Genomic DNA, 21,566 nt, shown 5'->3' on the forward strand with positions numbered 1-21,566 from the left:
GTAAGGCGCTTTTTTTTCACATCAGATCAACCGTTAAAACGTTTCTTTATACTGGGCCATAAGCTCAGGTACCGGATCGCAGCCGCTGCTATCGGCTTTTTTGACCTCTTCCAGCGCGCTTGCCACGGTGTGTCGGGCTAATACCGCCAGCGAAGCCTGCTCAGCTTCTTCGGATACCGATTTAAAGTACCAGCAGGCGTTAGCGCTGACCACACAGCGAGCCGGTACGTCAGGACGCGACGCCCACAACTTTTTATCTTCAGTGACCGAAAGGTAGATGTCACGCAGGGTGATCTCTTCCGGCGGGCGCCCAAGATGAATGGAGCCGTTGCGGCCAAGCGTGGAGACGATAATTCCGTCACGCGTAAGGGGAACCATCAATTTGCGGATAAAGCTCGGGTTGGCTTCCAGGCCGTAGGCCAGAACGCCACTCGTCGAACGTTTACCTAATTGCTCCGCCATCGCTACGCTGAGGACCATCTGCAAAGCTGTCGGGAAGCGGTAATCTAACATTTCTTTGTCCTGGGTCGCGGTGAATCTTGTTCTTTTTGGCACCGCAGAGGTGAATAAGCAATAAACAACAATATAACAAATAGGGTAATTTTTTTGAAGCAATCTGCGGCATTTGCGATCAAACCCCCTGTTCTGGTTTAGCTAAACGTGCGGTTCGGGAAGGCAACCGTCACCAGGAGGCCACCTTCTGCGGACGCACTCAGGGCTGTACTTCAAATGAGATTGTCTATCAGCGATATCAAACTTTGCCTGACGCCGCTAATCCGGATGTTCTTCTCGGCGAAGAATTCCAGTTTAATTCTGCGTGCTGAGGCTAACGGTTCCAGCTCGGCCATTCGCTCTGGTATGAGCGACGTTAGCGGCACGGACTCCGTCGCGGCGTCAATGCGTGCCTCACTGTGCTGTGGTACGGCTTTTAAGGGGGAGAGATCGTCAGGTGTGCGTAAAAAGCGGAGCGCTGGCGCTGACAGGCAGTTGGGGCTCCAGCAAGTATATGCAAACGCATTACGGCGTGAGCGATGCCCAGTCGGCGGCATCGGGGTTTGCCCGACATGACGCCGGTGCATGGATTTACGCCTGGTCGATGGATCTTGACTGGAACCACAAGCTCACCGCCCGCTGGAGCGTGCTTGCCGCAGCGGGCGTAACGCAGTTGACGGGAGAGGCAGGCGATAACCCGATTGTGCAACGAAAAACGTCGCCCACGGGGAGTTTGCAAGTGACGTATCTTATCTCATTAATACCTGAAACAGCTGAACAAAGATATATATTGTCGCTGCCACTTGTATCGTCAGGAACCCCCATCTGAAATAGCGCCATTCATGGCGTTCTCTGGCATCAGCTGCTTCAATAGCGGGGTCAGAACATTTTCTTTTCCTGGCCCTGAATGCACTGATTATCCACAAGATGAGAAGAAAAATGACGATGGTTTTCTCAAGGATTGGATTACCCACCAAATGTGACTCCGTCCTGCCCGCGGTTACAAGCAGGATGGATGAACTACCTTCACATAGCAACCACTAAATGTAGGGGTAATATTCGTTTTCGCTCTGGTGGATTTGCAGTGATTCCGTCACGAGATGTTTTACTCGTAAAATTCGACTTATATTTTGCCAAGCAAAATATTCAACATCCGGCGCAACGGTTCTGCCGCCCCCCATAATAGCTGATCGCCCACCGTCAGAACCGAGTAAATAGGGTCATTATTCAGGGACATTTTTTTGTAACGGCCAACGCCAACCTGTAGCGAACCGCTGATGTAAGCTGGGGTCAATCGACTGACACTTTCATCCTTGTTATTGGGTACGTAGTTAACCCAGGGGTGGGAATGCGTTACTAAGCTTGCGAATTCTTTTTCGCTGACTTCACGCTTGAGCTTCAGGGTGATGGCAGCACTATGGCACCGGATCACGCCGACACGAATACACAAACCGTTTACCGGGATTGTACCTGGAGAAAGCCCAAGAATCTTGTTCGTTTCTGCCTCACCTTTCCACTCTTCGCGGCTATTCCCATCGCCTAAATCGCTATCAATCCATGGAATGATGCTGCCCATAAGAGGTACGCCGAAATTCTGGATGGGCATGTCAGCACTGTTAATAAGCTCACTGACTTTATTGACTAAAGGAAGCACCGATCCTGATGACATGAGTTCATCTGAGGATAAATGCTGGCTGATATATGCGCTTTGAGCGATTAATTCTCTAACATATTTAGCCCCTGCACCTGATGCAGACTGATACGTCATTACGCTCATCCATTCGATTAAGTCATCCTTTATCAGTCCAGCAAGCCCCATAAGACTCAGGGTGATGGAGCAGTTGCCACCAACAAAAAGTTTAATTCCTTCTTTGATTGCACGATCAATATTAGAACGATTGACGGGGTCGAGAATAATACAGGCTTTCTCATCCATCCGTAACGCTGAGGCCGCATCAATCCAGTAGCCTTTCCAGCCATGATCAATCAAATCAGGATATATTGCTTTAGTATAATCACCGCCCTGACAGGTTATAATGATATCCATTTCGGACAGGGCATTGATTGAATTAGCATCTTTTAGCGTATAGCCGACGCCACCAATGACAGGACCGGCGGCACCTGCACTTGAAGTACTGTAAAAATGCACAGAAATACCGTCGAAGTCGTTCTCTTCGACCATTCGCTGTAACAAAACAGAACCTACCATTCCTCGCCAACCGACGATGCCAACCTGCTTCATTTGCTTAACCTTTGTAATGTTATGATATTGTTAACTTGTGTTCGGGGGACGTTATATCGCATCTAAAGTTGAAGGTCATTACGTATGGCATCAGATTTAATCATTATTAAAATGTTTCATACGGCATCAGTGATTTTTATAGCTAAACCAGACAAAAAATTCGCAATCATCTGGTATTAAATAAATAATCATAGGCTGGCGCGTCATACATAAGTAATGAGCGTTAAGCATTTAGAGCAATTGCGGACATACGAGCCACACATATTACGTCGCTTTCATTAAGGGCTAAGAAGGGCTCTGAATGGTTAAGGTTGAGGAAATAAAAATGAGGAATTCGCCTGCCTGGATGAAGAGGTTTATCTGTTATCTTTTTTTAAAAAATCCGCTTCCGGCACAAGCAAGACCGCAAGCGGACAATCTCAACACCTCATCACATCCCTTAGCGATACAGCGTCTTTTCCGCAACAGGGATAACCAGCGCGGATCGCCAGTCCGCCAGCGTCAGCTGCGCAAGCCTGCCCAGCGCGGTGTAAAACGGATGACCCGCATTGTCGACAAATACCGACAGGAAGCGGGTACTCCACGGCAGCAGGTGCCACGCCAGGAGCTGGTCGCACTCCGAATCGCGGCCATTCTCAATCAGCCACGCTACCAGCAGCAGCAGGGTACCGAAATGATCTTCCGGTTCGTTCTGCTGCATCTCAAAAGCGATGCCGTTTTCACGCATCCACTGGCGCAGCGCAAGGGTTGAGTCACCAAACAGCACGGATTCGCGATCCAGCCATACGGAACCCCACGGCGGCGCGGGCAGGGCATAAGGGCCAATAAACAACCGTTGCCAGGCGTCCGTCAGCGGCTCATCGGAAGACGTGGCAAAGGTATCGGCAACGGGCTGCAGCGTTTCCGGAGACAGGGGCCAGTCCTGAACCCATTCGCCAGCGATAAGAGCCTGTACCAGGGGCGCAGTCTGCTCGCTGTCAGGAGCGAAATAAAACAGCGCGCCCAGCACCCGGGCGCTGAACGCGAACGATTCACGCTGTAAGACGTCTTTCATTAAACCTTCCTTGCTTGCGCGGGGCACGCCCGCGCGACTGTGTTAATCAGTAATACACACCATAGAATAAACCACGGCCATCCGTTTCACCCCTTATACCTTCTCAATCTGTACCAGGTTGGTGTGCTGCGGGTTGCCCTTGGCCAGCGGAGACGGGCGATGGGTCGTCAGGATGTTGATGCAGGAGCCGTGGTCGATACGATCGCCATTCATATTGGCGTCATGCCAGGCGCCCTGGCCCATGGCACTCACGCCGGGCATGATGCGAGGCGTGACTTTCGCTTCAATTCTCACCTCACCGCGATCGTTAAACACGCGCACCGTATCGCCGTTCTTAATGCCGCGTTTTTCGGCATCGAGAGGATTAAGCCAGACCTCCTGGCGGCAGGCCGCTTTCAGCACGTCAACGTTACCGTAGCTAGAGTGGGTACGGGCTTTGAAATGGAAGCCAAACAGCTGCAGAGGATACTGCGCGCGCGCGGGGGCATCCCAACCGTCAAATGTTGAGGCATAGACGGGAAGAGGGCTGATGGTTTCGTCTTTTGCCAGTTCCCAGGTCGCTGCAATTTCAGCCAGCTTACTCGAGTAAATTTCAATCTTACCCGATGGCGTTTTCAGCGGATTGGCTTCCGGGTTTTCGCGGAACTTTTTATACGCCACAAAGTGTCCGTTCGGATCTTTGCGCTTATAAATGCCCATTTTCTTCAGCTCATCATAGGACGGCAGTTGAGGGTCTTTTTCGAGCATTTTGGCATACAGATACTGCAGCCATTGCGCTTGCGTCCGTCCTTCGGTGAATTTCTGATGGATATCCGGCCCAAGACGTTTCGCCACTTCACTCATGATCCAGTAGATGGGCTTGCGTTCAAACTTCGGTGCGGTGACGGGCTGGAGAAAAATCAGGTAACCCATGTTCCCGGCGTAATCGTTAGGAATAATATCTTCCTGCTCGACGGTCATTAAATCCGGCAACACGATATCGGCATACTTCGCTGACGACGTCATGAAATTATCGATGACGACAATCATTTCGCACTTGCTCTCATCCTGCAGGATATCGTGGGTTTTATTGATATCGGAGTGCTGGTTGATGATGGTGTTACCCGCGTAGTTCCAGATGAACTTAATCGGCACATCCAGCTTATCTTTACCGCGCACCCCGTCGCGCAGGGCGGTCATTTCCGGTCCGCGGGCGATGGCGTCCGTCCAGCTAAAGCAGGAGATCTGCGTTTTGACCGGGTTTTCCGGCAGCGGCATCCGTTCGATGGTGATGGTGTACGTCGACTCACGCGCGCCGCTGTTACCGCCGTTGATCCCTACGTTGCCGGTCAGGATCGGCAGCATCGCGATGGCGCGGGACGTCAATTCGCCGTTCGCCTGACGCTGTGGACCCCAGCCCTGGCAGATATAGGCTGGCTTCGCAGAACCGATCTCCCGGGCAAGCTTAACGATGCGATCGGCCGGTATGCCCGTAATGCGCGAGGCCCACTCCGGGGTTTTCGCCGTTCCGTCATCGCCCTGGCCGAGAATATACGCTTTGTAGTGCGCGTTAGCCGGCGCGCCTTCCGGCAGCGTTTTTTCGTCGTAGCCGACGCAGTACTTGTCGAGGAAAGGCTGGTCGACCAGATTTTCGTTAATCATTACCCATGCCAGACCGGCCACCAGCGCGGCATCGGTCCCTGGACGAATCGGGATCCATTCATCTTCACGTCCGGCTGCCGTGTCGGTATAGCGCGGATCGATGACAATCATACGCGCGTTGGACCGCTCGCGAGCCTGCTCAAGATAATAGGTAATCCCGCCCCCGCTCATGCGCGTTTCCGCCGGGTTGTTGCCGAACATCACCACCAGTTTGGTGTTTTCGATATCCGAGGTGCTGTTACCGTCATTGCTGCCGTAGGTGTAAGGCATTGCACAGGCGATTTGCGCCGTGCTGTAGGTGCCGTAGTGGCTCAGGAAACCGCCGTAGCAGTTCATCAGGCGCGCCACCAGCGACGCGTAAGGGGAGGAGCGGGTGATATTGCCGCCGACAATCCCGGAGGAGTAGTTGATGTACACCGCTTCATTGCCATATCTGGCGACCACGTCTTTCAGGCTGGCGGTGATGGTGTTGAGCGCTTCATCCCAGCTGATACGCTCGAACTTGCCTTCACCGCGTTTGCCCACGCGCTTCATCGGGTAGTTCAGACGGTCAGGGTGGTTGATGCGACGGCGAATAGAACGTCCGCGCAGGCAGGCGCGAACCTGGTGATTGCCGTAGATATCCTCGCCGGTGTTATCCGTTTCGACCCAGTACACCTCATCGTCGCGGACGTGCAGACGCAATGCGCAGCGGCTGCCACAGTTAACCGAGCAGGCGCCCCAGACGACTTTATCGTCAGCAGGTTTCATGGCGCTTTGCACTGCGGCGGCAACGCGTTTCACGCCAAAAGGCAATGAGACGCTACCGGCGGCGAACGCCAGCGATCCTATCGCCGTAGATTTCACGAGTGTTCGACGGCTAATCCCGCCGTGATGTTCGATATCGGACATGGCTCACCCCACCAATGTAATTGCGTATTATTTTTCCCGAAATGATAACCGGGCTAATGGTGGGGTGAGTGTTACTGATTTAGGGGTAGTAAATATTAATCCTTATCAAATCAAAGGGGATTGAGGGGAAATTACTGCGGTTCAGTTGGCGCATTATCCTGACTGGCGGACGCCGCTCCGCTCCCTGTGCGGGTGTACAGAATTTTAAAGGTGTCGTTGGCACAATGGCCTACCACCTGTGCGTCCGGCTGATCGGCCTGATCGTTCGGCACAATGTTCAGCGTGAACCCTGACTCCGGCACGCCGTTGTTGATGATCTTCTGCTGAATATCGCTTTTCACGCGCTCGCAGGAATCGGGTGCCGCCAGGGCGGCCGTTGAAGCACTCATTAACAGCAGGGCGGTAATCCAGGGTAACCGTTTCATCTGTCGCTCCTTTTCTCTGTGTGTAGACATTAATTTTAGCAGGCTTCGTGTAAACAACTGTATTTGCTAATATGATTGGGAATAATCTCTCTGTACGGTAATCAATGTGAAGAAATATGCAGCGATAACGCTCCTGGCAGCCACTCTCGTGGGGTGTGACAACAACTCCGCACCACTGTCGTTTACGCCGGAGATGGCGAGTTTCTCGAACGAATTTGATTTTGACCCCCTGCGCGGCCCGGTTAAAGACTTTACCCAGACGCTGTTCAACGAGAAGGGCGAAGTGTCTAAACGGGTGACGGGCACCGTGTCGACAGAAGGGTGTTTCGATACGCTGGAACTTCACGACCTGGAGGCCAACACCGGCGTGGCGCTGGTGCTGGATGCGAATTACTACATTGATGCCGAAACCCAGCAGCGCAAAGTGAAGCTGCAGGGGAAATGCCAGCTGGCCGAACTGCCGTCAGCCGGGGTGACGTGGGATACCGACGATAACGGTTTCGTGGTGGCGGCGCACGGCAAAGAGATGGAAGTGAAATACCGCTATGATGCCGATGGTTACCCGTTGGGCAAAACCACCGTCTCCGGGGATCAGCATCTGTCTGTCCAGTCGACACCGTCTAAAGACGTACGCAAAAGGATGGATTACTCGGCAGTGAGTTTGTTAAACGACAAGCCGCTGGGTAACGTGGAGCAGAGCTGCGACTACGATCGACACAACAATCCGGTGAGCTGCGATCTGATCATCACCGATGACAGCGTCAAGCCCGCCGTTGTGCGCAAGTACACCATCAAAAACACGATTGAATACTACTGAGCAATGTATTGATATTATTGCACAATGTAGGCCGGGTAAGCGCAGCGCCACCCGGCAAGAAAGACGGCGCAATTGTTGATGACAGGGGTTGTCATCAAACTCACTGCGCGGTTGGTTTCAGCAGGCTGGCGCCTGAGGGTTTATGCCCGGCCAGGTGCTGATGCTGGAAGATGCACATGCGGATGGTATTGCGGTATTCACCGTTGATAAAGAACTCGTGGATCAGCTCGCCTTCCACCATAAAGCCCAGCTTGCGGTAGATATGGATCGCTTTCTCGTTCTCTTTGTCCACAATCAGGTACAGCTTGTAGAGATTCAGAACGTTGAATCCGTAATCCATCGCCAGCTTCGCCGCGCGTGAGGCCAGGCCTTTCCCCTGGTGCTCAGGCGAAATGATGATCTGGAACTCTGCCCGACGGTGAACGTGGTTGATTTCAACCAGCTCCACCAGCCCGGCTTTTTCGCCGCCACACTCCACCACAAAACGACGTTCGCTCTGATCGTGAATGTGTTTGTCGTACAGATCCGACAGCTCGACAAAGGCCTCGTAAGGCTCTTCGAACCAGTAGCGCATCACGCTGGCGTTGTTGTCGAGCTGATGGACAAAGCGCAGGTCTTCACGCTCCAGCGGACGGAGCTTAACGTCACACGAAGCCGACATTATGGGGCTACCGTACGGCCAGTGCGGCGGTCCAGGCAGCGCAGGGTGTTAGGCTCCCAGTAGGCATTGACGTTTGCACTTTGCTGACACTTATCGCGTGCGTCAAAAGCGACATCTTCTTTATCCCACTCTTTTTCAGCACGTTTGTTGACCTTCTGACGAAGGCTACGGGTGTCATTCCATTGTTCTTTGTCCATGGCGGCGTTCTGGCGGCTTTGCGCGCTGTCACCAGACTCAATAATGAGCTTGCTGGTTTCCGCTGTCGCAGAGGCGGCAAAAGTGAACGATGACAGCGCCAGCAGGGCTGTCAGACAAAGGCGTTTGCTTAATGTTGTCATAGCGTTTCCTTTTAAATGGGTGCAGATAATCAAGTAACCCCCTACAGATTCTACACCAAAGAGAAAAGACGGCATACCCGCAGCGCAGGTATGGAAAAGTTAACGCCATCATCGGGTATGATGTTTAAATAAATCCTCACCTGAAGTGAAATATGCTCAAAACCACGCTGCTTTTTTTTGCCACCGCGCTCTGCGAAATCGTCGGTTGCTTCCTGCCCTGGCTCTGGCTGAAGAAGGGAGGTAGCGCATTATTGCTAATCCCGGCGAGCGTCGCGCTGGCCCTGTTTGTCTGGCTCTTAACGCTGCATCCGGCAGCAAGTGGGCGCGTCTACGCGGCCTACGGCGGTGTATATGTCTGTACCGCGCTGCTGTGGTTACGCGTGGTGGATGGCGTCAGGCTTAGCGCCTATGACTGGGCCGGCGCGCTAATTGCCCTGTGCGGGATGCTGATTATCGTGGCGGGATGGGGGCGGGCCTGAGCCCCCGGTTTTGTGATCGCCAGCTGATTTTATGATCATTATACTTGTATGGTAGTGTTGCAATTGAGTAAATTTCCGACATCACAACGAACGATGTAAGGAAAGGAATTATGAAGATTGTCGCGGCTGACGTGTTTGTTACCTGCCCGGGGCGGAACTTTGTCACCCTTAAAATCACCACCGATGACGGGATTGTCGGCCTCGGTGACGCTACGCTGAACGGACGCGAGCTCTCCGTCGCTTCGTACCTGAAGGATCACCTCTGCCCGCAGTTAATTGGCCGCGACGCGCACCGTATCGAAGATATCTGGCAATTCTTCTATAAAGGCGCCTACTGGCGTCGCGGACCGGTCACCATGTCGGCCATCTCAGCCGTGGATATGGCGCTCTGGGACATCAAAGCCAAAGCGGCCAATATGCCGCTCTACCAGCTGCTGGGCGGCGCCTCCCGTGAAGGCGTGATGGTCTACTGCCACACGACCGGTCACACCATTGACGACGTGCTGGAAGATTACGCGCGTCATAAAGAGATGGGCTTCAAGGCGATCCGCGTGCAGTGCGGTGTGCCGGGTATGAAAACCACCTACGGCATGTCGAAAGGAAAAGGGCTGGCCTACGAGCCTGCCACCAAAGGCGACTGGCCGGAAGAGCAGCTCTGGTCGACCGAGAAATACCTCGATTTCACACCCAAACTGTTCGACGCGGTGCGCAGTAAATTTGGCTTCAATGAACACCTCCTGCACGATATGCACCACCGTCTGACGCCCATTGAGGCGGCGCGCTTCGGTAAGAGCATCGAAGACTTCCGCATGTTCTGGATGGAAGATCCCACGCCTGCCGAAAACCAGGCCTGCTTCCGTCTTATTCGCCAGCACACCGTCACGCCCATTGCGGTGGGCGAGGTGTTTAACAGCATCTGGGACTGCAAGCAGCTTATCGAAGAGCAGCTTATCGACTATATCCGCACCACAATCACGCATGCGGGCGGCATCACCGGCATGCGTCGCATCGCTGACTTTGCGTCGCTCTACCAGGTGCGTACCGGTTCGCACGGCCCGTCGGATCTGTCGCCGGTGTGTCATGCCGCCGCGCTGCATTTTGACCTGTGGGTACCGAACTTTGGCGTGCAGGAATATATGGGCTATTCCGAACAAATGCTCGACGTCTTCCCGCACAGCTGGCGCTTTGATAACGGCTATATGCACCCGGGTGACAAGCCAGGGCTGGGCATTGAGTTTGACGAGAAACTGGCGGCGAAATACCCGTACGATCCGGCGTACCTGCCGGTGGCACGTCTTGAAGACGGTACGCTGTGGAACTGGTAAACGAGGAGCGAACGATGAAAAGCATAGTCATTCAACAGCCGAACCAGCTGGTCATTGAAGCGCGTCCACGCCCGCAGCCAGGCGCAGGCGAAGTGCGTGTCAAAATCTCACTCGCCGGGATCTGCGGTTCGGACAGCCACATCTACCGCGGCCATAACCCGTTTGCGAAGTATCCGCGCGTGATTGGCCACGAGTTTTTTGGCGTGATCGATGCCGTTGGCGAGGGCGTGGATCCGTCCCGGTCAGGAGAACGCGTGTCGGTTGACCTGGTGATCAGCTGCGGACACTGCTACCCGTGCTCCGTCGGAAAACCAAACGTCTGCACCTCGCTGGTGGTGCTGGGCGTTCACCGCGACGGCGGTTTCAGCGAATATGCAACGGTACCCGCAAAAAATGCCTGGCGCATCCCGGATGCGATCCCGGATAAACACGCCGTCATGGTTGAGCCATTTACCATTGCCGCCAACGTGACGGGGCAGGCCAACCCTGGTGAACAGGACGTGGCGCTGATCTACGGCGCAGGCCCGATGGGGCTGGTCACCGTGCAGGCGCTGAAGGGCGTCTATAAGGTGAAACAGGTGATTGTGGTTGACCGCATAGACGAACGCCTGGCAATGGCCAAGCGCAGCGGCGCGGACTGGGTCTTTAATAACGGCGAGCAGTCGTTGCAGGCCGCGCTGGACGAGAAAGGCATCAAACCGACGTTAATCATTGATGCCGCCTGTCATCCGTCCATTTTACAGGAAGCGATAACCCTGGCCTCGCCGGCGGCGCGCATCGTGCTGATGGGCTTCTCCAGCGAACCGAGCCAGATTGTTCAGCAGGGCATCACCGGCAAAGAGCTGGCGATTTTCTCCTCGCGCCTGAACGCCAATAAATTCCCGATCGTCATCGACTGGCTGACAAAAGGACTGATCGACCCGGAAAAACTGATCACCCATACCTTTGACTATCACCATATAACAGACGCCATTGAACTGTTTGAGAAAGACCAGAGGCAGTGCTGCAAGGTCCTGCTCACGTTCAACCCAGAATAATTCACGCGGTGAAGAGCCCGCGAAGACGGGCTCTATGTGGTACGCATCTTACCTTTCAGAGATAGCCATTATGACGCAAGCACAACCTCAAAGAACCACCTCCGATCTGGTGAAAGCCGCCGTTTCAGGCTGGCTGGGCACCGCGCTGGAGTTCATGGATTTCAAGTTTTATTAGGATTAACGTGCTGAAACAGAATGGAATTACACGACTCTTAAAGTTGCATGGGGCACTGATGGGGCAAACTCACTCAATTTTGAGTTCAACAGCGCTACCTGCGCATCGTTATTCTCTGACATCCATTTCCCGTAAACCTGGAAAACCATCTGCGCATCAGCATGACCCATTTGCGAAGCAATGAATGCAGGGTTGGCTCCAGCCGTCAATGACCAACAAGCATATGTGTGACGTGACTGATAAGATTTCCTGTGACGAATTCCTGCACGCTTTACTGCCGTATCCCATATCTGCCTGACCGAATCGACCGTGAAGTGATCGCCACATACACCCGTTCTTGAAGTTACGGATGGGAGAAAAACAAACGTGCATTTGTGCTTCTCTTTTTTACCGTACTCTCGAAGGTGAACATCAATCATGTGCTCATTGCCAAGCCTGGTGATTTCAAGTTGGCTCTTCAGAGCTTCAATTGCAGGTTCGATAAGGTGTATTACCCTGTTTGTGCCCGCCTGAGTCTTGGGAACGGTAAATTTATCCTGCGCCAGATTCCTCCTTATCATCATCGTGCCAGCCTTAAGGTCGATATCCTCCCATCCCAAAGCGCACAGCTCGCCCGGTCGGATTCCTGTGTATACAGAAAGAGACCACATGTTTTTTGCTTGCTGACTGCGACACGCCTCTATGAGCCTGACAAACTCTCCCCTTGATAGCGGATCCGGTACGACTCGTGACTCTCTTAGTGGCGATATTCCCTTGAATGGTGTGTCATCGAGATACCCGTTTTCAACGCCAAACTGAAAGATGGCGAAAAGGTTAGTCATGTAGTTATTGACCGTTACAGCAGAACGCCCTGGCTCAGTAACTACATACTGAGTTTTCGGAAGCTGATAACCGGTCAACAATTCCTTCCTTACCTCAAGAATCCTTTCTTTACTTATCGACGATGCGATTGTCTTCTCACCGAGAATGAGCAGAACGTTTTTGATTATCGTCCGGTATGTCTTAATCGACGTTGATGCGACATCAGTCTCTTTAAGTGATAAATACTTCTCTGCAAGTTCTCCTATGGTTAGCGCCTTACTCACCTCACCAAATCGCTGAAGGTTAGGGGAGTTTGGAAACTGTGATGCATAGTTGAAAGTTCCCGTCTTTACTGCGTAGACAATGCTTGTACGCAGCTCTCCGGCAATCTTTCTGTTCTTCGCCGTATCAGGTACACCAAGACTTTCCCTTACCCTGACGCCGTTATAGATAAACCACAGGCGCAGCGTGCCCCCGTGGTTTTCAACCCCGGTTGGATACTTCATGCATCTTCCTCTTTGGTTAATCGAAGGGGTATTTAAGCAGATTTCTTGCGGGGAATCGCGGGTTGCTGACGCTCAACCCATTTGTCGACTTCGTGGCGGTTGTAGAGGATAGGGGAGTTGTCCTTCGGCTGGCAGTCGCATGAGTAATGGCGGTACTCTTTTCCCTCCATCCATGACGTTTCTCTGGCTAATCTGATCGCGTTTTTGGTCAGGCCGGTAATCGCCATCAGAACCTTCTCTGATACCCACTTATTGGGGGCAAGCTGAATCATATCGCTCATGGTTTTCTCCAGGCAAAAAGAAGCCGCCCGTAGGCGGCAATAACATCAAGGGATGTGAGGCAGTGCTTTCGCACCCAATAGCCAGCTCATAACTGGCTATCAGTTGCGTCAACGCAATAAGCCAAGGTCGTAGTTGAGGTTCTCAAGGCATTCTCGGTCCTGCTCGAAGCAGTAATCCCACAACTCCTGATCGTGCCATTCCCGAACCAGTTGCCATTTCCAGCCACCGTCATGCTTCACTCGGCGGACTTTTCGCTTAACTATGGCGTCCTGGTCGAAAATCACTCCCCAACCTGAACCAATGCCATTGCGTAGCACATCCAGATCAACCTCGATAACGCGGAAAAGCTTAGGTAGCTTCGGTAACTCTTCAATGCGCATAGCATCTCCTTACGCCGCGCGCTGGGCGCGCAGCGATTTAATGTGTTCACTCGTCTCCAGTTCGGCGCGTATCTGTGCCGCCTCACGGTGATCGAGGTGCTCAAAGTAATTGTTGAATCGGTCGATTGAAGCGGTGTTTATCCGGCCCTGTCGCCAGTAGCGGACTATCTGTGAAGTGCAGCTGTGGATGATGACGGGCCAACCTGAATGGTCAGCGTAAATCTGACCCCGTTGAATTAGCTGGAACATTTTGTTGTACCACCGGTATTGAAAGGTCGATACACCAGGAAATTAGTGAAACTTCATCTTCTGATTTCGGATCGCCGTAAACGTAGCTTTTAGCTCCTGGCCTTCCTTTTGCAGGGTCGAAAACTTCAATTCCACGTTCTGCTGTCAGTGAGATGAGAATCTGATGTAGCCCACCAGTTATGTTTAGCGATGGAACCGTAAGGAAATAAATAAAACCATAAAGCAATTCAGCCTTTCGCTGGCTGCCATAGAAATACGGGATTTTGTAATAATCCAGCGCATCATCGAGCCAGTCTGTTTTGTCGTGGAATGCCTGATGCCAACGCGACACAACTTCATCGACGGGCTGGCCGGCAACCATAGCTACGCATGTAGCCATGCAGGTATTGAAGGTCGGTTGTTGTTGATGCTGCAACATTACAGACCCCTCTGCTTATTCTTCAGTTCTTTCACGCTCTGGCACTCCGCGCATGTCTGACAGCCGGGAACGGCAGCGCGCCGCGGCTCGGGGATTGGTTCGTCGCATTCTTCACAACGCTCAGCTGATACGGCGTTGCGGTTTACTCGGTGAGCGGAAAGGGCAGCGTTACGCTGAAGCTCTTCAATCTCTGCTGCGGTGTCGATGATGTCGGCCATGTTAAGCGTCCCAGTTGATGCCAGCAGACACAAGCTGTCGGCAATGCCTAATGATTTGAGCGCGGTTGACGGTGCCAAGGCGCCATGGAGAGCAATAAGGAGTGATGTCTATTTCTTCGTCCCAGCCAACTTTATTGCGGGCATCCATCTCGCCCTCATGGTCGTGCGTCAGCATAATTAAATGGTCGTGGAGTACGAAAAAGGCATCGTAACTATCGCACTCGCCAGTCCAGTAATCAGGGGAGCCCCAAAGGTGCCATTCGTCGTGATAAACCGTTCCATGACGGCCTTCGAAATCACCATACTCAAGGGTGAAATCTGCGGCGTTAATGCTCCTTGGTCTTAGTTGAATAAGCAGCTCCATTGCCGATTTGCTGAACTTCTTTTCAATACGAGCTTTACGGTTTGTGAACTTGTAGCGAGCCATAGTCAATGCTCCCGGAACTGTCGGTTAATTCGGTTGAAGGTGAACGCCAGCAATAAAAAAGGCCGCTTTAGCGACCTGGTGATTTGCAATTTCATGCGGCTCGCTCCGCCATAATTTCGGCCCTTTGCTCGTCGTTGAGCATGTCGTCAGAGACGATTGCCACACGGTTGCTGGCGCTCCACGATACTGGATCACTTTCTTTCAGCGCCTTATTCAGCGCCTCAGCAGCATCGCGCACAGCTTGCGGCAAACAGTAATAGTCATAGCCATCAGGCATGATCTCTTCGCAGTGCTGCTCAAGGTCGAACTCCGGCGGGTAGTTAGGTTCGCAGATCATTAACTGCAACTCGCTCGGCAGCAGGGAGTGCTCATAGCAATAGTCGGCCAGCGATTCAGCATCGAAAAAGTACTGGTCATCATCAAAGATAACGAGCGGCTCTCCGGCCCATACCGCGCGTTCATATGTGGCGAACTTCGCCTGGCGGCTTTCGCGGTGGCATTCTTCGCAATAGCCATGAGTGCTATGAATAGGATGCTCATCAGGTTTGTTTTTACACTTGCGATGAGTAGCGCCACACCAACGCGCCTGGTGTTCATCTTTACCCCAGAAACGGCCGTGGCGGTCCACCCAGCCGGTTATAGTCTGGATGCTGGCCGCTTCATCGCTGTCCATCATCACGATTTTTTCAGTTTTCATATTCATTGCTCGGCTCCAAACCGCCCGTTAAGGCGGCCAGTTTTGACGACGAACTCCAGGAGGCTAACTCCCATAGCTTCAATTTTCTTGTGATGCTTGTTGATGATGGGAGGCACCGTTTCGTTCCAGTTTGGCTTTGGCTTCTTGCGCATGGCCTGCTGGATTTCCTCGGTGCAGCGGCGGCAGGCTGCGCGGATGGCGTTTTCATTTGCTGGCGTCATGCGGCCTCCGTTTTCACGACGTCGATGGCGCAGCCGGGCAGCAGTTCCACCGCGGCGGTGGCGCACTGATTTCCCCAATGATCCCAGCCCGGCGCCGCGCTGCGGCTGAATAACTCAATGCGTGGCACATCACCGTAAAGCAGTTCCAGACGGTGGCGCACTTCCCACGGCTTTTCGCTGTGCGCGCCGAGCGGGCTGTAGACCACCTGCTTAATCCCGGCGTGCTTGCGTTCCAGCCCGGCGCCGCGGGTGGCAATCAACAGGTCTTCGGTATTAGCCCTGGTGTGGTTGCCGCCGTTCATGCGCGTCTCCGCGTTAAGCAGATCGAGGAAGTCGTAAAAGTCGGTGACGTCACCCTTTGCCAATGCCTTGTTGATGCGCAACTCGGCGTTCTGATTCAGCTTCACCCAGGTAAATCCCTTCATCGTGCGAACGGTAAAGCCCCAGGCCTCGGCCAGTTCTATAGCCTCCTGGTTATGCGTGCCGGTGTACCACATCGCCAGCACCGCGTCATCGGCGGCAAGTTCCCACACTGGCAGGCGCTTAATGTCGATTAACTTCATGGTGGAGTAGTGGTCGGCAGCGGCCCCGTTGCTGATGGTATTGCCGTAAGACCATGGTGGATCGACATACAGAAGTGAGTATTTCGCTGTCATGCCGCCTCCTGCCTTTCCCGATATTCCTCAGCGAGCCGCTGCGCCTTTAATGGATTGCTGACCACTTCACCCCATGGCATTAGCCAGCCGTTACCAATGAAGGGAAGGCACAGTGTGCCAACCCTGATGTCGTCGTGAGCGTGAGTCATAGCGATGCCTTTCAGAAGGGGATATCATCGTCGAACTGAGGATGTTGATTGCTCTGCGATACCTGACGGTTGGCCTGCTGCAGGCGCGATTCAGGTACCGCATTCGGATCCTGCTGATTACCACCCCATCCACCACCGCTATGTGATGGTGCACCCCAGCCCCCGCGAGAAGAGTCATGAGGTTTACGGTCGTCTTTGTCTTTCATGGTGCGCTCGAGTGTGGCGATCGCTTCTGCTGGCGTTTTATCGGTGAACTCTTTATAGGTCAGACGACTTCCCGGCTGGAAAACATGTCGGACTTCGAATTTGTAGCTGTCACTGCCATCTGTCTTGGTGGTGAGGATTTTTTGCAGGAACAACCCGACACGCTTACCTTCAAGAGCAGGCAGGCACCATTCAGGACCGCTTTGCACCTGGCGCTGTTGCGCCTGAGCGTCTTTAACCTGCGCTGCCCACATGATGGCGGCGATCAAACCCATACCAAAAGTCTGTGTGCCGTCGCGACCGAGGAAGTTGATGCGCAGGAAGTTTGCTTTCTGGCCGTCAGCGTCGAGCGAAAGAACAAGTGCCTGCGACTGTGATCCATCCTTGCCGAACTCATAAACAGCGGAGGTGATCACCCCTTCATATGCGCCGGTTTCAGAAATGCCAGCGGAGGATCCTGCTTTGAGTGCTGCTTCTGCCGACTGCTGGTTCCAGGTAAAGCTGATTGGTTGGTTCATCGTTATCTCTCTTATAAGTCAGTGAATTCAGAAATTGCGTTGTCGAACGCCGCCAGGTCGTTATCCATGTCAGTCACTTCTGGACCGAACAGGTCAGGAGGACATTTCACGGTGTCGTTGTCGTCGCCCTTCAACAGGAAAAGGTGTTTGCCGTCGCGCTTAATGATGCGCAGAACGATAGGGAAGTAGCCTTCAGGAGTGAGCTTTTCGTTAAGCATCTTGCCGACGGTCTTCATCCTGATTTTTCCTTCGCTCTCTTCGGTGTGAGCGAGAAAATAGACGCGGAAGTCGTCCGGAAGCTGTGTAGCGGCTTCTATGATTCGCCAGGCGTGCTCCGCCATTTCGGTGAACTTGGTGTAGCCAGTCTCGTAGGCCCGGTCCATGTTCTCGTGCTGCATGACGGCCTGAAAATCATCGATAATCAGAATCTTTCGGCCACTAATCGCAGCGTTACGGATCACGTCAAGAAGATGACGGCCATTGCGGATATCAACCACGTTCCCGCGCTGGATTGAGTTATCCGGCAGGCGTTTACCGTGGAGTTTCCAGCCGGTATTACGGAACGGAAGGGCCTTACGAATACAGCGAGCGAGAATGGCATTTTCCGGGTTAACGTTGCGGATGCTGTACGTCTTGCCATACCCGGAGTCGGCAAGGATGAGAGTCATCACCGCCATAAATCACCCCTTAAGCCAGTGTTTGATGGTGAAGAGAATGTCTTCGTCGTCGCTGTTGTTGGACAACCAGCGGAGATAGCCAGGGTCGACCTTCGCAATTTCTTCAAACGTCAGGCCCTTGTGCTTGCCGAACCGGATCGCCTTAATCAGTGACGGGCTGTTTGAAATGGCGCGCATTTCGCCAAACGTCCATTTCGCCAGGCGTCCCATGTACAGAAGCAATTCAGCAGTGACGTAGCAGTCATATAGCGCGCGGTGCGCATACAGGCCTTCCGGAAGTTCAGGTTTCAGGCCCAGGCTGTAACGCAGGTACTGGTTACTGTGGCTTGGGTGATCAGGGAGAAGAGCGCGGGCCAACTTAGCGGTGCAGATCCATGGTGCGTCGATTTGTGGCAGCTTCGATTTATCGAACTTCGCGTTGTGTGCGACGTAAGCCTGCGCGCCAAGATAACGACCGATAACCTCGCCAATCAGCGGGGCGTCAGCGACCATATCTTCAGTGATATGGTGGATGGCCATAGCCTCGAAGCTGATCGCTTCAGTGGGCTTCACAAAGTCGCTCATGGGATTGCAGATAACACCGTCGACAATATCAACGCTGGCTATCTCCAGCACACTGCCTTCCAGGCTGGTAGTTTCGGTATCAATAACTCGCAACATGCTTAATCTCCGTAAGGTGGTCGTTAACTGCGTCAAATTCTGCGAGCTGGTGGGCCAGTGATTCGAGGTCTGCCGGCTGCAGGTCATACAGCAGGCAGAGCATGGCAACCATCAGCAATCCGGTCTGCTGAGTTACCATCGCGTTCTCCGTGATGTTTTGGCGCGGGAAGGGTTCTGGCGGAAGAACTTCTCCGCGCAGCCTTTGTCGGTACAGAAATGCTTTTGTGACGTCGACATGTAGGTCGATACCGTTTGAACAGTGCAATCGCTCTTATGGCGTCGCGAGCCGCAGTAGGCACACATTACAGAGCTGAGATACTCTGTAGCTGAGTCGAGAATGATGCTTTCTGCAAAACTACCGGGAACGCCACGGGAATCGACATACTCAATCATGTTTTCAGTTCGCCCGGCGCTGTTGGTGAATGACCCGCGCCCGGTAAGTTTGATGATTTGCCCGCCGAGTTTGAGTCGGGATCCTTCTGGCAAACTTGCCAGACGTTCAGAGGTTAGTCGCTCGTAAGGTTGCATAAAGACTCCTTAAAAAGTGCGTGCGAAACCCGGCCGCATGAAGCCGGCCCGGTCTAGAAATGTGAAACTTGATTTATCAGAATGCTGGCGCAGAATGTTTCTAGCGAAACGGCAATAACCAGGTGACGAGATGCTGATTGATAAGAAACTGCCAACCCCGATGTACCCAAATGATGAAATGGGCAAGCGCTCTAAGCGTAATCATTGGTTTGTGAGAGAAAAGGGGAGTGACCAGCCGCACGAGCAGTCATGGTATGACTGGTGGAAGTCGCGATCGCTTGGCTTAGGCAAGAATGGTCATATTGCGTGGCGTTCTACGTGTATCGCAAGAAACGCACCTGACCCATTCAATCCGCCGGATTCATTCGAGGTCGACTTCCAGGCACCTGACGGCAAGCTATATCATCTGGAGTTTAAGCTTGCACCTCACGGCCCAAACAAATAATGGGTTATTGACTTAATCCGCCGCCGCGGCCATCAAGATATACCTCAACCAGAAGATCTCTGGTGAAGGTGCGCTCGCAGCCGCGGTGAAGATAGAGCTTTCCGCGCTTATTGGCTGATGCCGTCCACATGCCATCTTTGTGCTTAACCAACATGCCAGGCCGAACTGCGCCGCGGTTAACTTCAACGTACCCGTAGTGGTGCATCATTTTTTACCCTCCACCTGAGCCAATAAGCCAGCAATGTGCATCTGCCAGCGGTTCAGCGTGACCTGCTCTCGCGGATTGGTGAGCAACGTTAGCCGCCATTCGTTATCATTTATGGCGCAGCGCTTTACGGTGTACTGCTTGCCGTTGTGGGTGACTGTCATAAATCCTCTTGGCCTTATCGCGGCGAACGGAACGGTTAATACAAGACTTCAACGCATTTATTCAGTGTTTCAATGGGCGGTGGATGGCCGCCGATTGTCATAACTAAGCCGCCTCGGTGAAGCGACTGAGGTATGAAAAAAGCCGCTTGTTAGGCGGCTTATTTTTGTTTGGACTTGTGCTTTCCAGCCCACTGCTTAGCGATATAAAGGCAGTCGTCGAATATCCTCCCCTTACGGCTTGCCTGAGAGCAGCGACGGTAATGATCCACCGCCATGTCAGCGCCGGTCATCGCGGCGTTCTCGTCGTAACCCAGCCTTATCAGCTCGGAAGTGATATTTTTGTGAATGAACTCCTGCGGGCTCATACCGGTAGCCCTTCTGAGAATTCACCAAGATCTGGGATGCTGAACTGCGTTAACTGAAGCGCGAGGAGAGTCGCTTCCTTAACGCGTTTTTTGTCTTTCTTACGCTGGGCGAGCAACCCGCTGCCTTTTTGTCCGCGATGTTTGAAAGACAACTCGTCGAATGACGCGATCTTATCGTGAATCTGCTGACCGGTAAGTTTGGCAAGTCCTGAGACATTCAATGGGGCGATCTGAATGCCAGATTCTTTTTCTACCAAGTCGAGCATCCAGATACGCAGGTCTTTGGCGACCTTGGTACGGGATACCATGCCGATAAGGTGCGCACCTCTGGGGGAGAAAATACGCATTTCAACTTCACGTAAGCTATTGTTTATTCCATCCTTCCTCACTTTGGTCACGGTAGTCATACTATCCGTGAACTCATCTTTGTGGCGGTTGTAGATGTTGGAAACCTTATTGGCGTTTGCGTAACCAAGAAGGTCGGCCAGCGCTTCTGTTGTGAACCAGATTTTCCCGTCGCCGTTATCAAATGGCACGACAGTGCGATCCTGAAACGTTAACTCGCTTCCCATATTCACCTCTCTTTGTTTACCGTCAGCCCCTCGCAAAGAGCTGCTGGTAAATCTTCCCCGATGTTCGGGAACTGAGCAGCAAACCATTCCGGTGCGGAGTCCTCTTCGTGTGCTATACCCGCCACGCGTTACACACCTGCCTCAATCCCATTGGGCGCCATTTCAATTTGCCAGGAGCGCTCCGGGTGATTTGCTGCTTGACTGAATTCTTAATGAGCAGGCGAGTTGCTTTCCGCCGCTGGCTAACTTCGCTCAGCTGTCGATGTTTCGTTTCGATGGATTAAAGATAACCTTAGTTATGAGTGATGGCAATAACCTAATTTATAATATCAATCACATAAGTTATAAATTAATGATAACTAAATGAATTTATTTTTGTAAATCATGAGTGCTATGCTTAAAAAAACAGCAGGAGGGATGTGCATGGTTCTGGATGAAGAGCGTATAAGCATGAAAATTCAGGCGATGGGGCGGGCGGTGATGGAATTGTCACTGGCAGATTTACCTATGACCCAGCAAAACATCATCGACAAGCTGGAGCAGTACCGGAAGGAAACAGGAAACGTGATAGGGAAGGGTGTGAACAGGGATGCAGCTGAGATAGTGCGGAAAGGGCAATAAAAAAGCCCGCACGGGCGGGCAGGTAG

At 52.8% G+C, this 21,566-nt stretch carries 34 protein-coding genes and 2 pseudogenes; 7 read left to right on the top strand and 29 right to left on the bottom strand.

Features of this window, described 5'->3' with window-relative positions; all coding sequences use genetic code 11:
* Positions 1–33: 33 nt before the first annotated feature.
* On the bottom strand, positions 34–513 hold the full coding sequence (oqxR, locus tag G0034_RS09885; protein WP_023330297.1) for an efflux pump transcriptional repressor OqxR: 480 nt from the start codon (positions 511–513) through the stop codon (positions 34–36).
* Between the two features lie 215 nt (positions 514–728).
* Positions 729–914 (bottom strand): annotated as a pseudogene (locus G0034_RS23630) (sensor histidine kinase); the annotation flags it as partial.
* A gap of 56 nt (positions 915–970) precedes the next feature.
* Between G0034_RS23630 and G0034_RS09890 the strand changes: the two are divergent.
* A pseudogene (locus G0034_RS09890) lies at positions 971–1,240 on the top strand (MipA/OmpV family protein); the annotation flags it as partial.
* Position 1,241: 1 nt separating this feature from the next.
* Here the strand turns inward: G0034_RS09890 and G0034_RS23535 are convergent.
* The 5 genes from G0034_RS23535 to G0034_RS09910 form a co-directional block, all read right to left on the bottom strand.
* Positions 1,242–1,466, bottom strand: a complete 225-nt coding sequence (locus G0034_RS23535) for a hypothetical protein (RefSeq protein ID WP_332908912.1) — start codon at positions 1,464–1,466, stop codon at positions 1,242–1,244.
* 149 nt (positions 1,467–1,615) lie between these two features.
* Positions 1,616–2,734 carry an aspartate-semialdehyde dehydrogenase gene (gene asd / locus G0034_RS09895; RefSeq protein ID WP_179120774.1) on the bottom strand — a complete coding sequence of 373 codons (1,119 nt, stop codon included), beginning with the start codon at positions 2,732–2,734 and terminating at the stop codon, positions 1,616–1,618.
* A gap of 439 nt (positions 2,735–3,173) precedes the next feature.
* Positions 3,174–3,788 carry a Tat proofreading chaperone DmsD gene (dmsD, locus tag G0034_RS09900; RefSeq protein ID WP_179120775.1) on the bottom strand — a complete coding sequence of 205 codons (615 nt, stop codon included), beginning with the start codon at positions 3,786–3,788 and terminating at the stop codon, positions 3,174–3,176.
* 93 nt (positions 3,789–3,881) lie between these two features.
* Positions 3,882–6,320, bottom strand: coding sequence for a selenate/tellurate reductase subunit YnfE (gene ynfE / locus G0034_RS09905; protein ID WP_179120776.1), 2,439 nt, complete (start codon positions 6,318–6,320; stop codon positions 3,882–3,884).
* A gap of 131 nt (positions 6,321–6,451) precedes the next feature.
* Entirely contained in the window at positions 6,452–6,745 is a 294-nt protein-coding gene (locus G0034_RS09910) for a DUF1161 domain-containing protein (RefSeq protein ID WP_023330302.1), read from the bottom strand.
* 106 nt (positions 6,746–6,851) lie between these two features.
* Here G0034_RS09910 and G0034_RS09915 point away from each other — a divergent pair, with 106 nt between their 5' ends.
* Positions 6,852–7,562, top strand: coding sequence for a YnfC family lipoprotein (locus G0034_RS09915; RefSeq protein WP_023330303.1), 711 nt, complete (start codon positions 6,852–6,854; stop codon positions 7,560–7,562).
* Between the two features lie 100 nt (positions 7,563–7,662).
* Here G0034_RS09915 and speG read toward each other — a convergent pair whose 3' ends face one another.
* Together speG and G0034_RS09925 are read right to left on the bottom strand one after the other, a co-directional pair.
* Positions 7,663–8,223, bottom strand: a complete 561-nt coding sequence (gene speG / locus G0034_RS09920; protein WP_014883673.1) for a spermidine N1-acetyltransferase — start codon at positions 8,221–8,223, stop codon at positions 7,663–7,665.
* Complete coding sequence (locus tag G0034_RS09925; protein WP_032636712.1) at positions 8,223–8,561, bottom strand: DUF1283 family protein; 339 nt, start codon at positions 8,559–8,561, stop codon at positions 8,223–8,225. Before G0034_RS09925 ends, speG begins: the two co-directional genes overlap by 1 nt.
* A 152-nt stretch (positions 8,562–8,713) precedes the next feature.
* Here G0034_RS09925 and G0034_RS09930 point away from each other — a divergent pair, with 152 nt between their 5' ends.
* The 3 genes from G0034_RS09930 (at position 8,714) to G0034_RS09940 (ending at position 11,402) form a co-directional block, all read left to right on the top strand.
* Positions 8,714–9,040: a YnfA family protein gene (locus tag G0034_RS09930; protein WP_047626287.1), complete on the top strand. Its 327-nt coding sequence runs from the start codon at positions 8,714–8,716 to the stop codon at positions 9,038–9,040.
* A 110-nt stretch (positions 9,041–9,150) separates the two neighbouring features.
* Complete coding sequence (rspA, locus tag G0034_RS09935) at positions 9,151–10,365, top strand: starvation-sensing protein RspA (RefSeq protein ID WP_014883675.1); 1,215 nt, start codon at positions 9,151–9,153, stop codon at positions 10,363–10,365.
* Positions 10,366–10,379: 14 nt separating this feature from the next.
* Positions 10,380–11,402, top strand: coding sequence for a Zn-dependent oxidoreductase (locus tag G0034_RS09940; protein ID WP_179120777.1), 1,023 nt, complete (start codon positions 10,380–10,382; stop codon positions 11,400–11,402).
* A gap of 201 nt (positions 11,403–11,603) precedes the next feature.
* Here G0034_RS09940 and G0034_RS09950 read toward each other — a convergent pair whose 3' ends face one another.
* The 16 genes from G0034_RS09950 to G0034_RS10020 all read right to left on the bottom strand — a co-directional run bounded on the left by G0034_RS09950 (position 11,604) and on the right by G0034_RS10020 (position 19,168).
* Positions 11,604–12,884: a site-specific integrase gene (locus G0034_RS09950; protein WP_179120778.1), complete on the bottom strand. Its 1,281-nt coding sequence runs from the start codon at positions 12,882–12,884 to the stop codon at positions 11,604–11,606.
* Between the two features lie 32 nt (positions 12,885–12,916).
* A complete protein-coding gene (gene xisR / locus G0034_RS09955) occupies positions 12,917–13,165 on the bottom strand; it encodes an excisionase family protein (RefSeq protein WP_179120779.1) in 249 nt (82 codons plus the stop codon).
* Between the two features lie 108 nt (positions 13,166–13,273).
* The gene (locus G0034_RS09960; protein ID WP_039023866.1) at positions 13,274–13,546 is read right to left on the bottom strand and encodes a hypothetical protein; all 273 of its coding nucleotides are present in this window, start codon (positions 13,544–13,546) and stop codon (positions 13,274–13,276) included.
* Between the two features lie 9 nt (positions 13,547–13,555).
* Positions 13,556–13,795 carry a DUF4222 domain-containing protein gene (locus G0034_RS09965; RefSeq protein WP_179120780.1) on the bottom strand — a complete coding sequence of 80 codons (240 nt, stop codon included), beginning with the start codon at positions 13,793–13,795 and terminating at the stop codon, positions 13,556–13,558.
* Positions 13,758–14,213 carry a hypothetical protein gene (locus G0034_RS09970; protein ID WP_116328773.1) on the bottom strand — a complete coding sequence of 152 codons (456 nt, stop codon included), beginning with the start codon at positions 14,211–14,213 and terminating at the stop codon, positions 13,758–13,760. The genes G0034_RS09965 and G0034_RS09970 overlap by 38 nt, the downstream gene beginning before the upstream one ends.
* The gene (locus G0034_RS09975; protein ID WP_179120781.1) at positions 14,213–14,431 is read right to left on the bottom strand and encodes a TraR/DksA family transcriptional regulator; all 219 of its coding nucleotides are present in this window, start codon (positions 14,429–14,431) and stop codon (positions 14,213–14,215) included. Before G0034_RS09975 ends, G0034_RS09970 begins: the two co-directional genes overlap by 1 nt.
* A gap of 1 nt (position 14,432) precedes the next feature.
* Positions 14,433–14,858, bottom strand: a complete 426-nt coding sequence (locus G0034_RS09980; RefSeq protein ID WP_063308742.1) for a hypothetical protein — start codon at positions 14,856–14,858, stop codon at positions 14,433–14,435.
* 91 nt (positions 14,859–14,949) lie between these two features.
* On the bottom strand, positions 14,950–15,561 hold the full coding sequence (locus G0034_RS09985) for a hypothetical protein (RefSeq protein ID WP_179120782.1): 612 nt from the start codon (positions 15,559–15,561) through the stop codon (positions 14,950–14,952).
* A complete protein-coding gene (locus G0034_RS09990; protein WP_179120783.1) occupies positions 15,558–15,776 on the bottom strand; it encodes a hypothetical protein in 219 nt (72 codons plus the stop codon). The genes G0034_RS09985 and G0034_RS09990 overlap by 4 nt, the downstream gene beginning before the upstream one ends.
* Complete coding sequence (locus tag G0034_RS09995; RefSeq protein ID WP_179120784.1) at positions 15,773–16,432, bottom strand: MT-A70 family methyltransferase; 660 nt, start codon at positions 16,430–16,432, stop codon at positions 15,773–15,775. The genes G0034_RS09990 and G0034_RS09995 overlap by 4 nt, the downstream gene beginning before the upstream one ends.
* Positions 16,429–16,581 carry a DUF1317 family protein gene (locus G0034_RS10000; protein WP_006809793.1) on the bottom strand — a complete coding sequence of 51 codons (153 nt, stop codon included), beginning with the start codon at positions 16,579–16,581 and terminating at the stop codon, positions 16,429–16,431. Before G0034_RS10000 ends, G0034_RS09995 begins: the two co-directional genes overlap by 4 nt.
* Positions 16,582–16,592: 11 nt before the next feature.
* A complete protein-coding gene (locus G0034_RS10005) occupies positions 16,593–17,303 on the bottom strand; it encodes a single stranded DNA-binding domain-containing protein (RefSeq protein ID WP_152049096.1) in 711 nt (236 codons plus the stop codon).
* Between the two features lie 11 nt (positions 17,304–17,314).
* On the bottom strand, positions 17,315–17,980 hold the full coding sequence (locus G0034_RS10010) for an ATP-binding protein (protein WP_095907984.1): 666 nt from the start codon (positions 17,978–17,980) through the stop codon (positions 17,315–17,317).
* A 3-nt stretch (positions 17,981–17,983) separates the two neighbouring features.
* Positions 17,984–18,640 (bottom strand): exodeoxyribonuclease X, encoded by a 657-nt coding sequence (gene exoX, locus G0034_RS10015; protein ID WP_152049095.1) that lies wholly within the window; start codon positions 18,638–18,640, stop codon positions 17,984–17,986.
* The gene (locus G0034_RS23320) at positions 18,624–18,779 is read right to left on the bottom strand and encodes a hypothetical protein (RefSeq protein WP_162876078.1); all 156 of its coding nucleotides are present in this window, start codon (positions 18,777–18,779) and stop codon (positions 18,624–18,626) included. The genes exoX and G0034_RS23320 overlap by 17 nt, the downstream gene beginning before the upstream one ends.
* Positions 18,773–19,168, bottom strand: a complete 396-nt coding sequence (locus tag G0034_RS10020; RefSeq protein ID WP_126811183.1) for a hypothetical protein — start codon at positions 19,166–19,168, stop codon at positions 18,773–18,775. Before G0034_RS10020 ends, G0034_RS23320 begins: the two co-directional genes overlap by 7 nt.
* Positions 19,169–19,298: 130 nt before the next feature.
* Here G0034_RS10020 and G0034_RS10025 point away from each other — a divergent pair, with 130 nt between their 5' ends.
* Positions 19,299–19,613, top strand: a complete 315-nt coding sequence (locus tag G0034_RS10025) for a hypothetical protein (RefSeq protein WP_126811179.1) — start codon at positions 19,299–19,301, stop codon at positions 19,611–19,613.
* A gap of 4 nt (positions 19,614–19,617) precedes the next feature.
* Here the strand turns inward: G0034_RS10025 and G0034_RS10030 are convergent, their stop codons facing one another.
* The 4 genes from G0034_RS10030 to G0034_RS10040 form a co-directional block, all read right to left on the bottom strand.
* A complete protein-coding gene (locus tag G0034_RS10030) occupies positions 19,618–19,821 on the bottom strand; it encodes a cell division inhibitor protein (protein ID WP_170227485.1) in 204 nt (67 codons plus the stop codon).
* The gene (locus G0034_RS23325; RefSeq protein WP_185855120.1) at positions 19,818–19,982 is read right to left on the bottom strand and encodes a hypothetical protein; all 165 of its coding nucleotides are present in this window, start codon (positions 19,980–19,982) and stop codon (positions 19,818–19,820) included. Before G0034_RS23325 ends, G0034_RS10030 begins: the two co-directional genes overlap by 4 nt.
* A gap of 158 nt (positions 19,983–20,140) precedes the next feature.
* Complete coding sequence (locus tag G0034_RS10035) at positions 20,141–20,347, bottom strand: hypothetical protein (RefSeq protein WP_045911081.1); 207 nt, start codon at positions 20,345–20,347, stop codon at positions 20,141–20,143.
* The gene (locus G0034_RS10040; protein WP_179120785.1) at positions 20,344–20,919 is read right to left on the bottom strand and encodes a BRO-N domain-containing protein; all 576 of its coding nucleotides are present in this window, start codon (positions 20,917–20,919) and stop codon (positions 20,344–20,346) included. Before G0034_RS10040 ends, G0034_RS10035 begins: the two co-directional genes overlap by 4 nt.
* Before the next feature lie 423 nt (positions 20,920–21,342).
* Between G0034_RS10040 and G0034_RS10045 the strand changes: the two genes are divergently transcribed.
* Positions 21,343–21,540, top strand: a complete 198-nt coding sequence (locus tag G0034_RS10045; RefSeq protein ID WP_063840716.1) for a hypothetical protein — start codon at positions 21,343–21,345, stop codon at positions 21,538–21,540.
* The last annotated feature ends 26 nt before the right edge of the window (positions 21,541–21,566 follow it).

Origin of the sequence: Enterobacter sp. T2 (assembly GCF_010692925.1) — a bacterium.
Classification (GTDB): domain Bacteria; phylum Pseudomonadota; class Gammaproteobacteria; order Enterobacterales; family Enterobacteriaceae; genus Enterobacter; species Enterobacter kobei.

Bases quoted from the DNA above. Each gene is read 5' to 3' on its own strand.
- G0034_RS09930 (WP_047626287.1), top strand. From the start codon at position 8,714: ATGCTCAAAACCACGCTGCTTTTTTTTGCCACCGCGCTCTGCGAAATC.
- G0034_RS09995 (WP_179120784.1), bottom strand. From the start codon at position 16,432: ATGACAGCGAAATACTCACTTCTGTATGTCGATCCACCATGGTCTTAC.
- G0034_RS09985 (WP_179120782.1), bottom strand. From the start codon at position 15,561: ATGAATATGAAAACTGAAAAAATCGTGATGATGGACAGCGATGAAGCG.
- G0034_RS09960 (WP_039023866.1), bottom strand. From the start codon at position 13,546: ATGCGCATTGAAGAGTTACCGAAGCTACCTAAGCTTTTCCGCGTTATC.
- dmsD (WP_179120775.1), bottom strand. From the start codon at position 3,788: ATGAAAGACGTCTTACAGCGTGAATCGTTCGCGTTCAGCGCCCGGGTG.
- G0034_RS09925 (WP_032636712.1), bottom strand. From the start codon at position 8,561: ATGACAACATTAAGCAAACGCCTTTGTCTGACAGCCCTGCTGGCGCTG.
- G0034_RS09975 (WP_179120781.1), bottom strand. From the start codon at position 14,431: ATGGCCGACATCATCGACACCGCAGCAGAGATTGAAGAGCTTCAGCGT.
- G0034_RS10030 (WP_170227485.1), bottom strand. From the start codon at position 19,821: ATGATGCACCACTACGGGTACGTTGAAGTTAACCGCGGCGCAGTTCGG.
- G0034_RS10025 (WP_126811179.1), top strand. From the start codon at position 19,299: ATGCTGATTGATAAGAAACTGCCAACCCCGATGTACCCAAATGATGAA.
- G0034_RS09950 (WP_179120778.1), bottom strand. From the start codon at position 12,884: ATGAAGTATCCAACCGGGGTTGAAAACCACGGGGGCACGCTGCGCCTG.
- G0034_RS10045 (WP_063840716.1), top strand. From the start codon at position 21,343: ATGGTTCTGGATGAAGAGCGTATAAGCATGAAAATTCAGGCGATGGGG.
- exoX (WP_152049095.1), bottom strand. From the start codon at position 18,640: ATGTTGCGAGTTATTGATACCGAAACTACCAGCCTGGAAGGCAGTGTG.
- G0034_RS23320 (WP_162876078.1), bottom strand. From the start codon at position 18,779: ATGGTAACTCAGCAGACCGGATTGCTGATGGTTGCCATGCTCTGCCTG.
- G0034_RS09965 (WP_179120780.1), bottom strand. From the start codon at position 13,795: ATGTTCCAGCTAATTCAACGGGGTCAGATTTACGCTGACCATTCAGGT.
- speG (WP_014883673.1), bottom strand. From the start codon at position 8,223: ATGTCGGCTTCGTGTGACGTTAAGCTCCGTCCGCTGGAGCGTGAAGAC.
- asd (WP_179120774.1), bottom strand. From the start codon at position 2,734: ATGAAGCAGGTTGGCATCGTCGGTTGGCGAGGAATGGTAGGTTCTGTT.
- G0034_RS09940 (WP_179120777.1), top strand. From the start codon at position 10,380: ATGAAAAGCATAGTCATTCAACAGCCGAACCAGCTGGTCATTGAAGCG.
- G0034_RS10035 (WP_045911081.1), bottom strand. From the start codon at position 20,347: ATGAGCCCGCAGGAGTTCATTCACAAAAATATCACTTCCGAGCTGATA.
- G0034_RS10040 (WP_179120785.1), bottom strand. From the start codon at position 20,919: ATGGGAAGCGAGTTAACGTTTCAGGATCGCACTGTCGTGCCATTTGAT.
- G0034_RS10005 (WP_152049096.1), bottom strand. From the start codon at position 17,303: ATGAACCAACCAATCAGCTTTACCTGGAACCAGCAGTCGGCAGAAGCA.
- G0034_RS23325 (WP_185855120.1), bottom strand. From the start codon at position 19,982: ATGACAGTCACCCACAACGGCAAGCAGTACACCGTAAAGCGCTGCGCC.
- G0034_RS09970 (WP_116328773.1), bottom strand. From the start codon at position 14,213: ATGTTGCAGCATCAACAACAACCGACCTTCAATACCTGCATGGCTACA.
- G0034_RS09990 (WP_179120783.1), bottom strand. From the start codon at position 15,776: ATGACGCCAGCAAATGAAAACGCCATCCGCGCAGCCTGCCGCCGCTGC.
- G0034_RS10000 (WP_006809793.1), bottom strand. From the start codon at position 16,581: ATGACTCACGCTCACGACGACATCAGGGTTGGCACACTGTGCCTTCCC.
- G0034_RS09910 (WP_023330302.1), bottom strand. From the start codon at position 6,745: ATGAAACGGTTACCCTGGATTACCGCCCTGCTGTTAATGAGTGCTTCA.
- ynfE (WP_179120776.1), bottom strand. From the start codon at position 6,320: ATGTCCGATATCGAACATCACGGCGGGATTAGCCGTCGAACACTCGTG.
- xisR (WP_179120779.1), bottom strand. From the start codon at position 13,165: ATGAGCGATATGATTCAGCTTGCCCCCAATAAGTGGGTATCAGAGAAG.
- rspA (WP_014883675.1), top strand. From the start codon at position 9,151: ATGAAGATTGTCGCGGCTGACGTGTTTGTTACCTGCCCGGGGCGGAAC.
- G0034_RS10020 (WP_126811183.1), bottom strand. From the start codon at position 19,168: ATGCAACCTTACGAGCGACTAACCTCTGAACGTCTGGCAAGTTTGCCA.
- G0034_RS09980 (WP_063308742.1), bottom strand. From the start codon at position 14,858: ATGGCTCGCTACAAGTTCACAAACCGTAAAGCTCGTATTGAAAAGAAG.
- oqxR (WP_023330297.1), bottom strand. From the start codon at position 513: ATGTTAGATTACCGCTTCCCGACAGCTTTGCAGATGGTCCTCAGCGTA.
- G0034_RS10010 (WP_095907984.1), bottom strand. From the start codon at position 17,980: ATGGCGGTGATGACTCTCATCCTTGCCGACTCCGGGTATGGCAAGACG.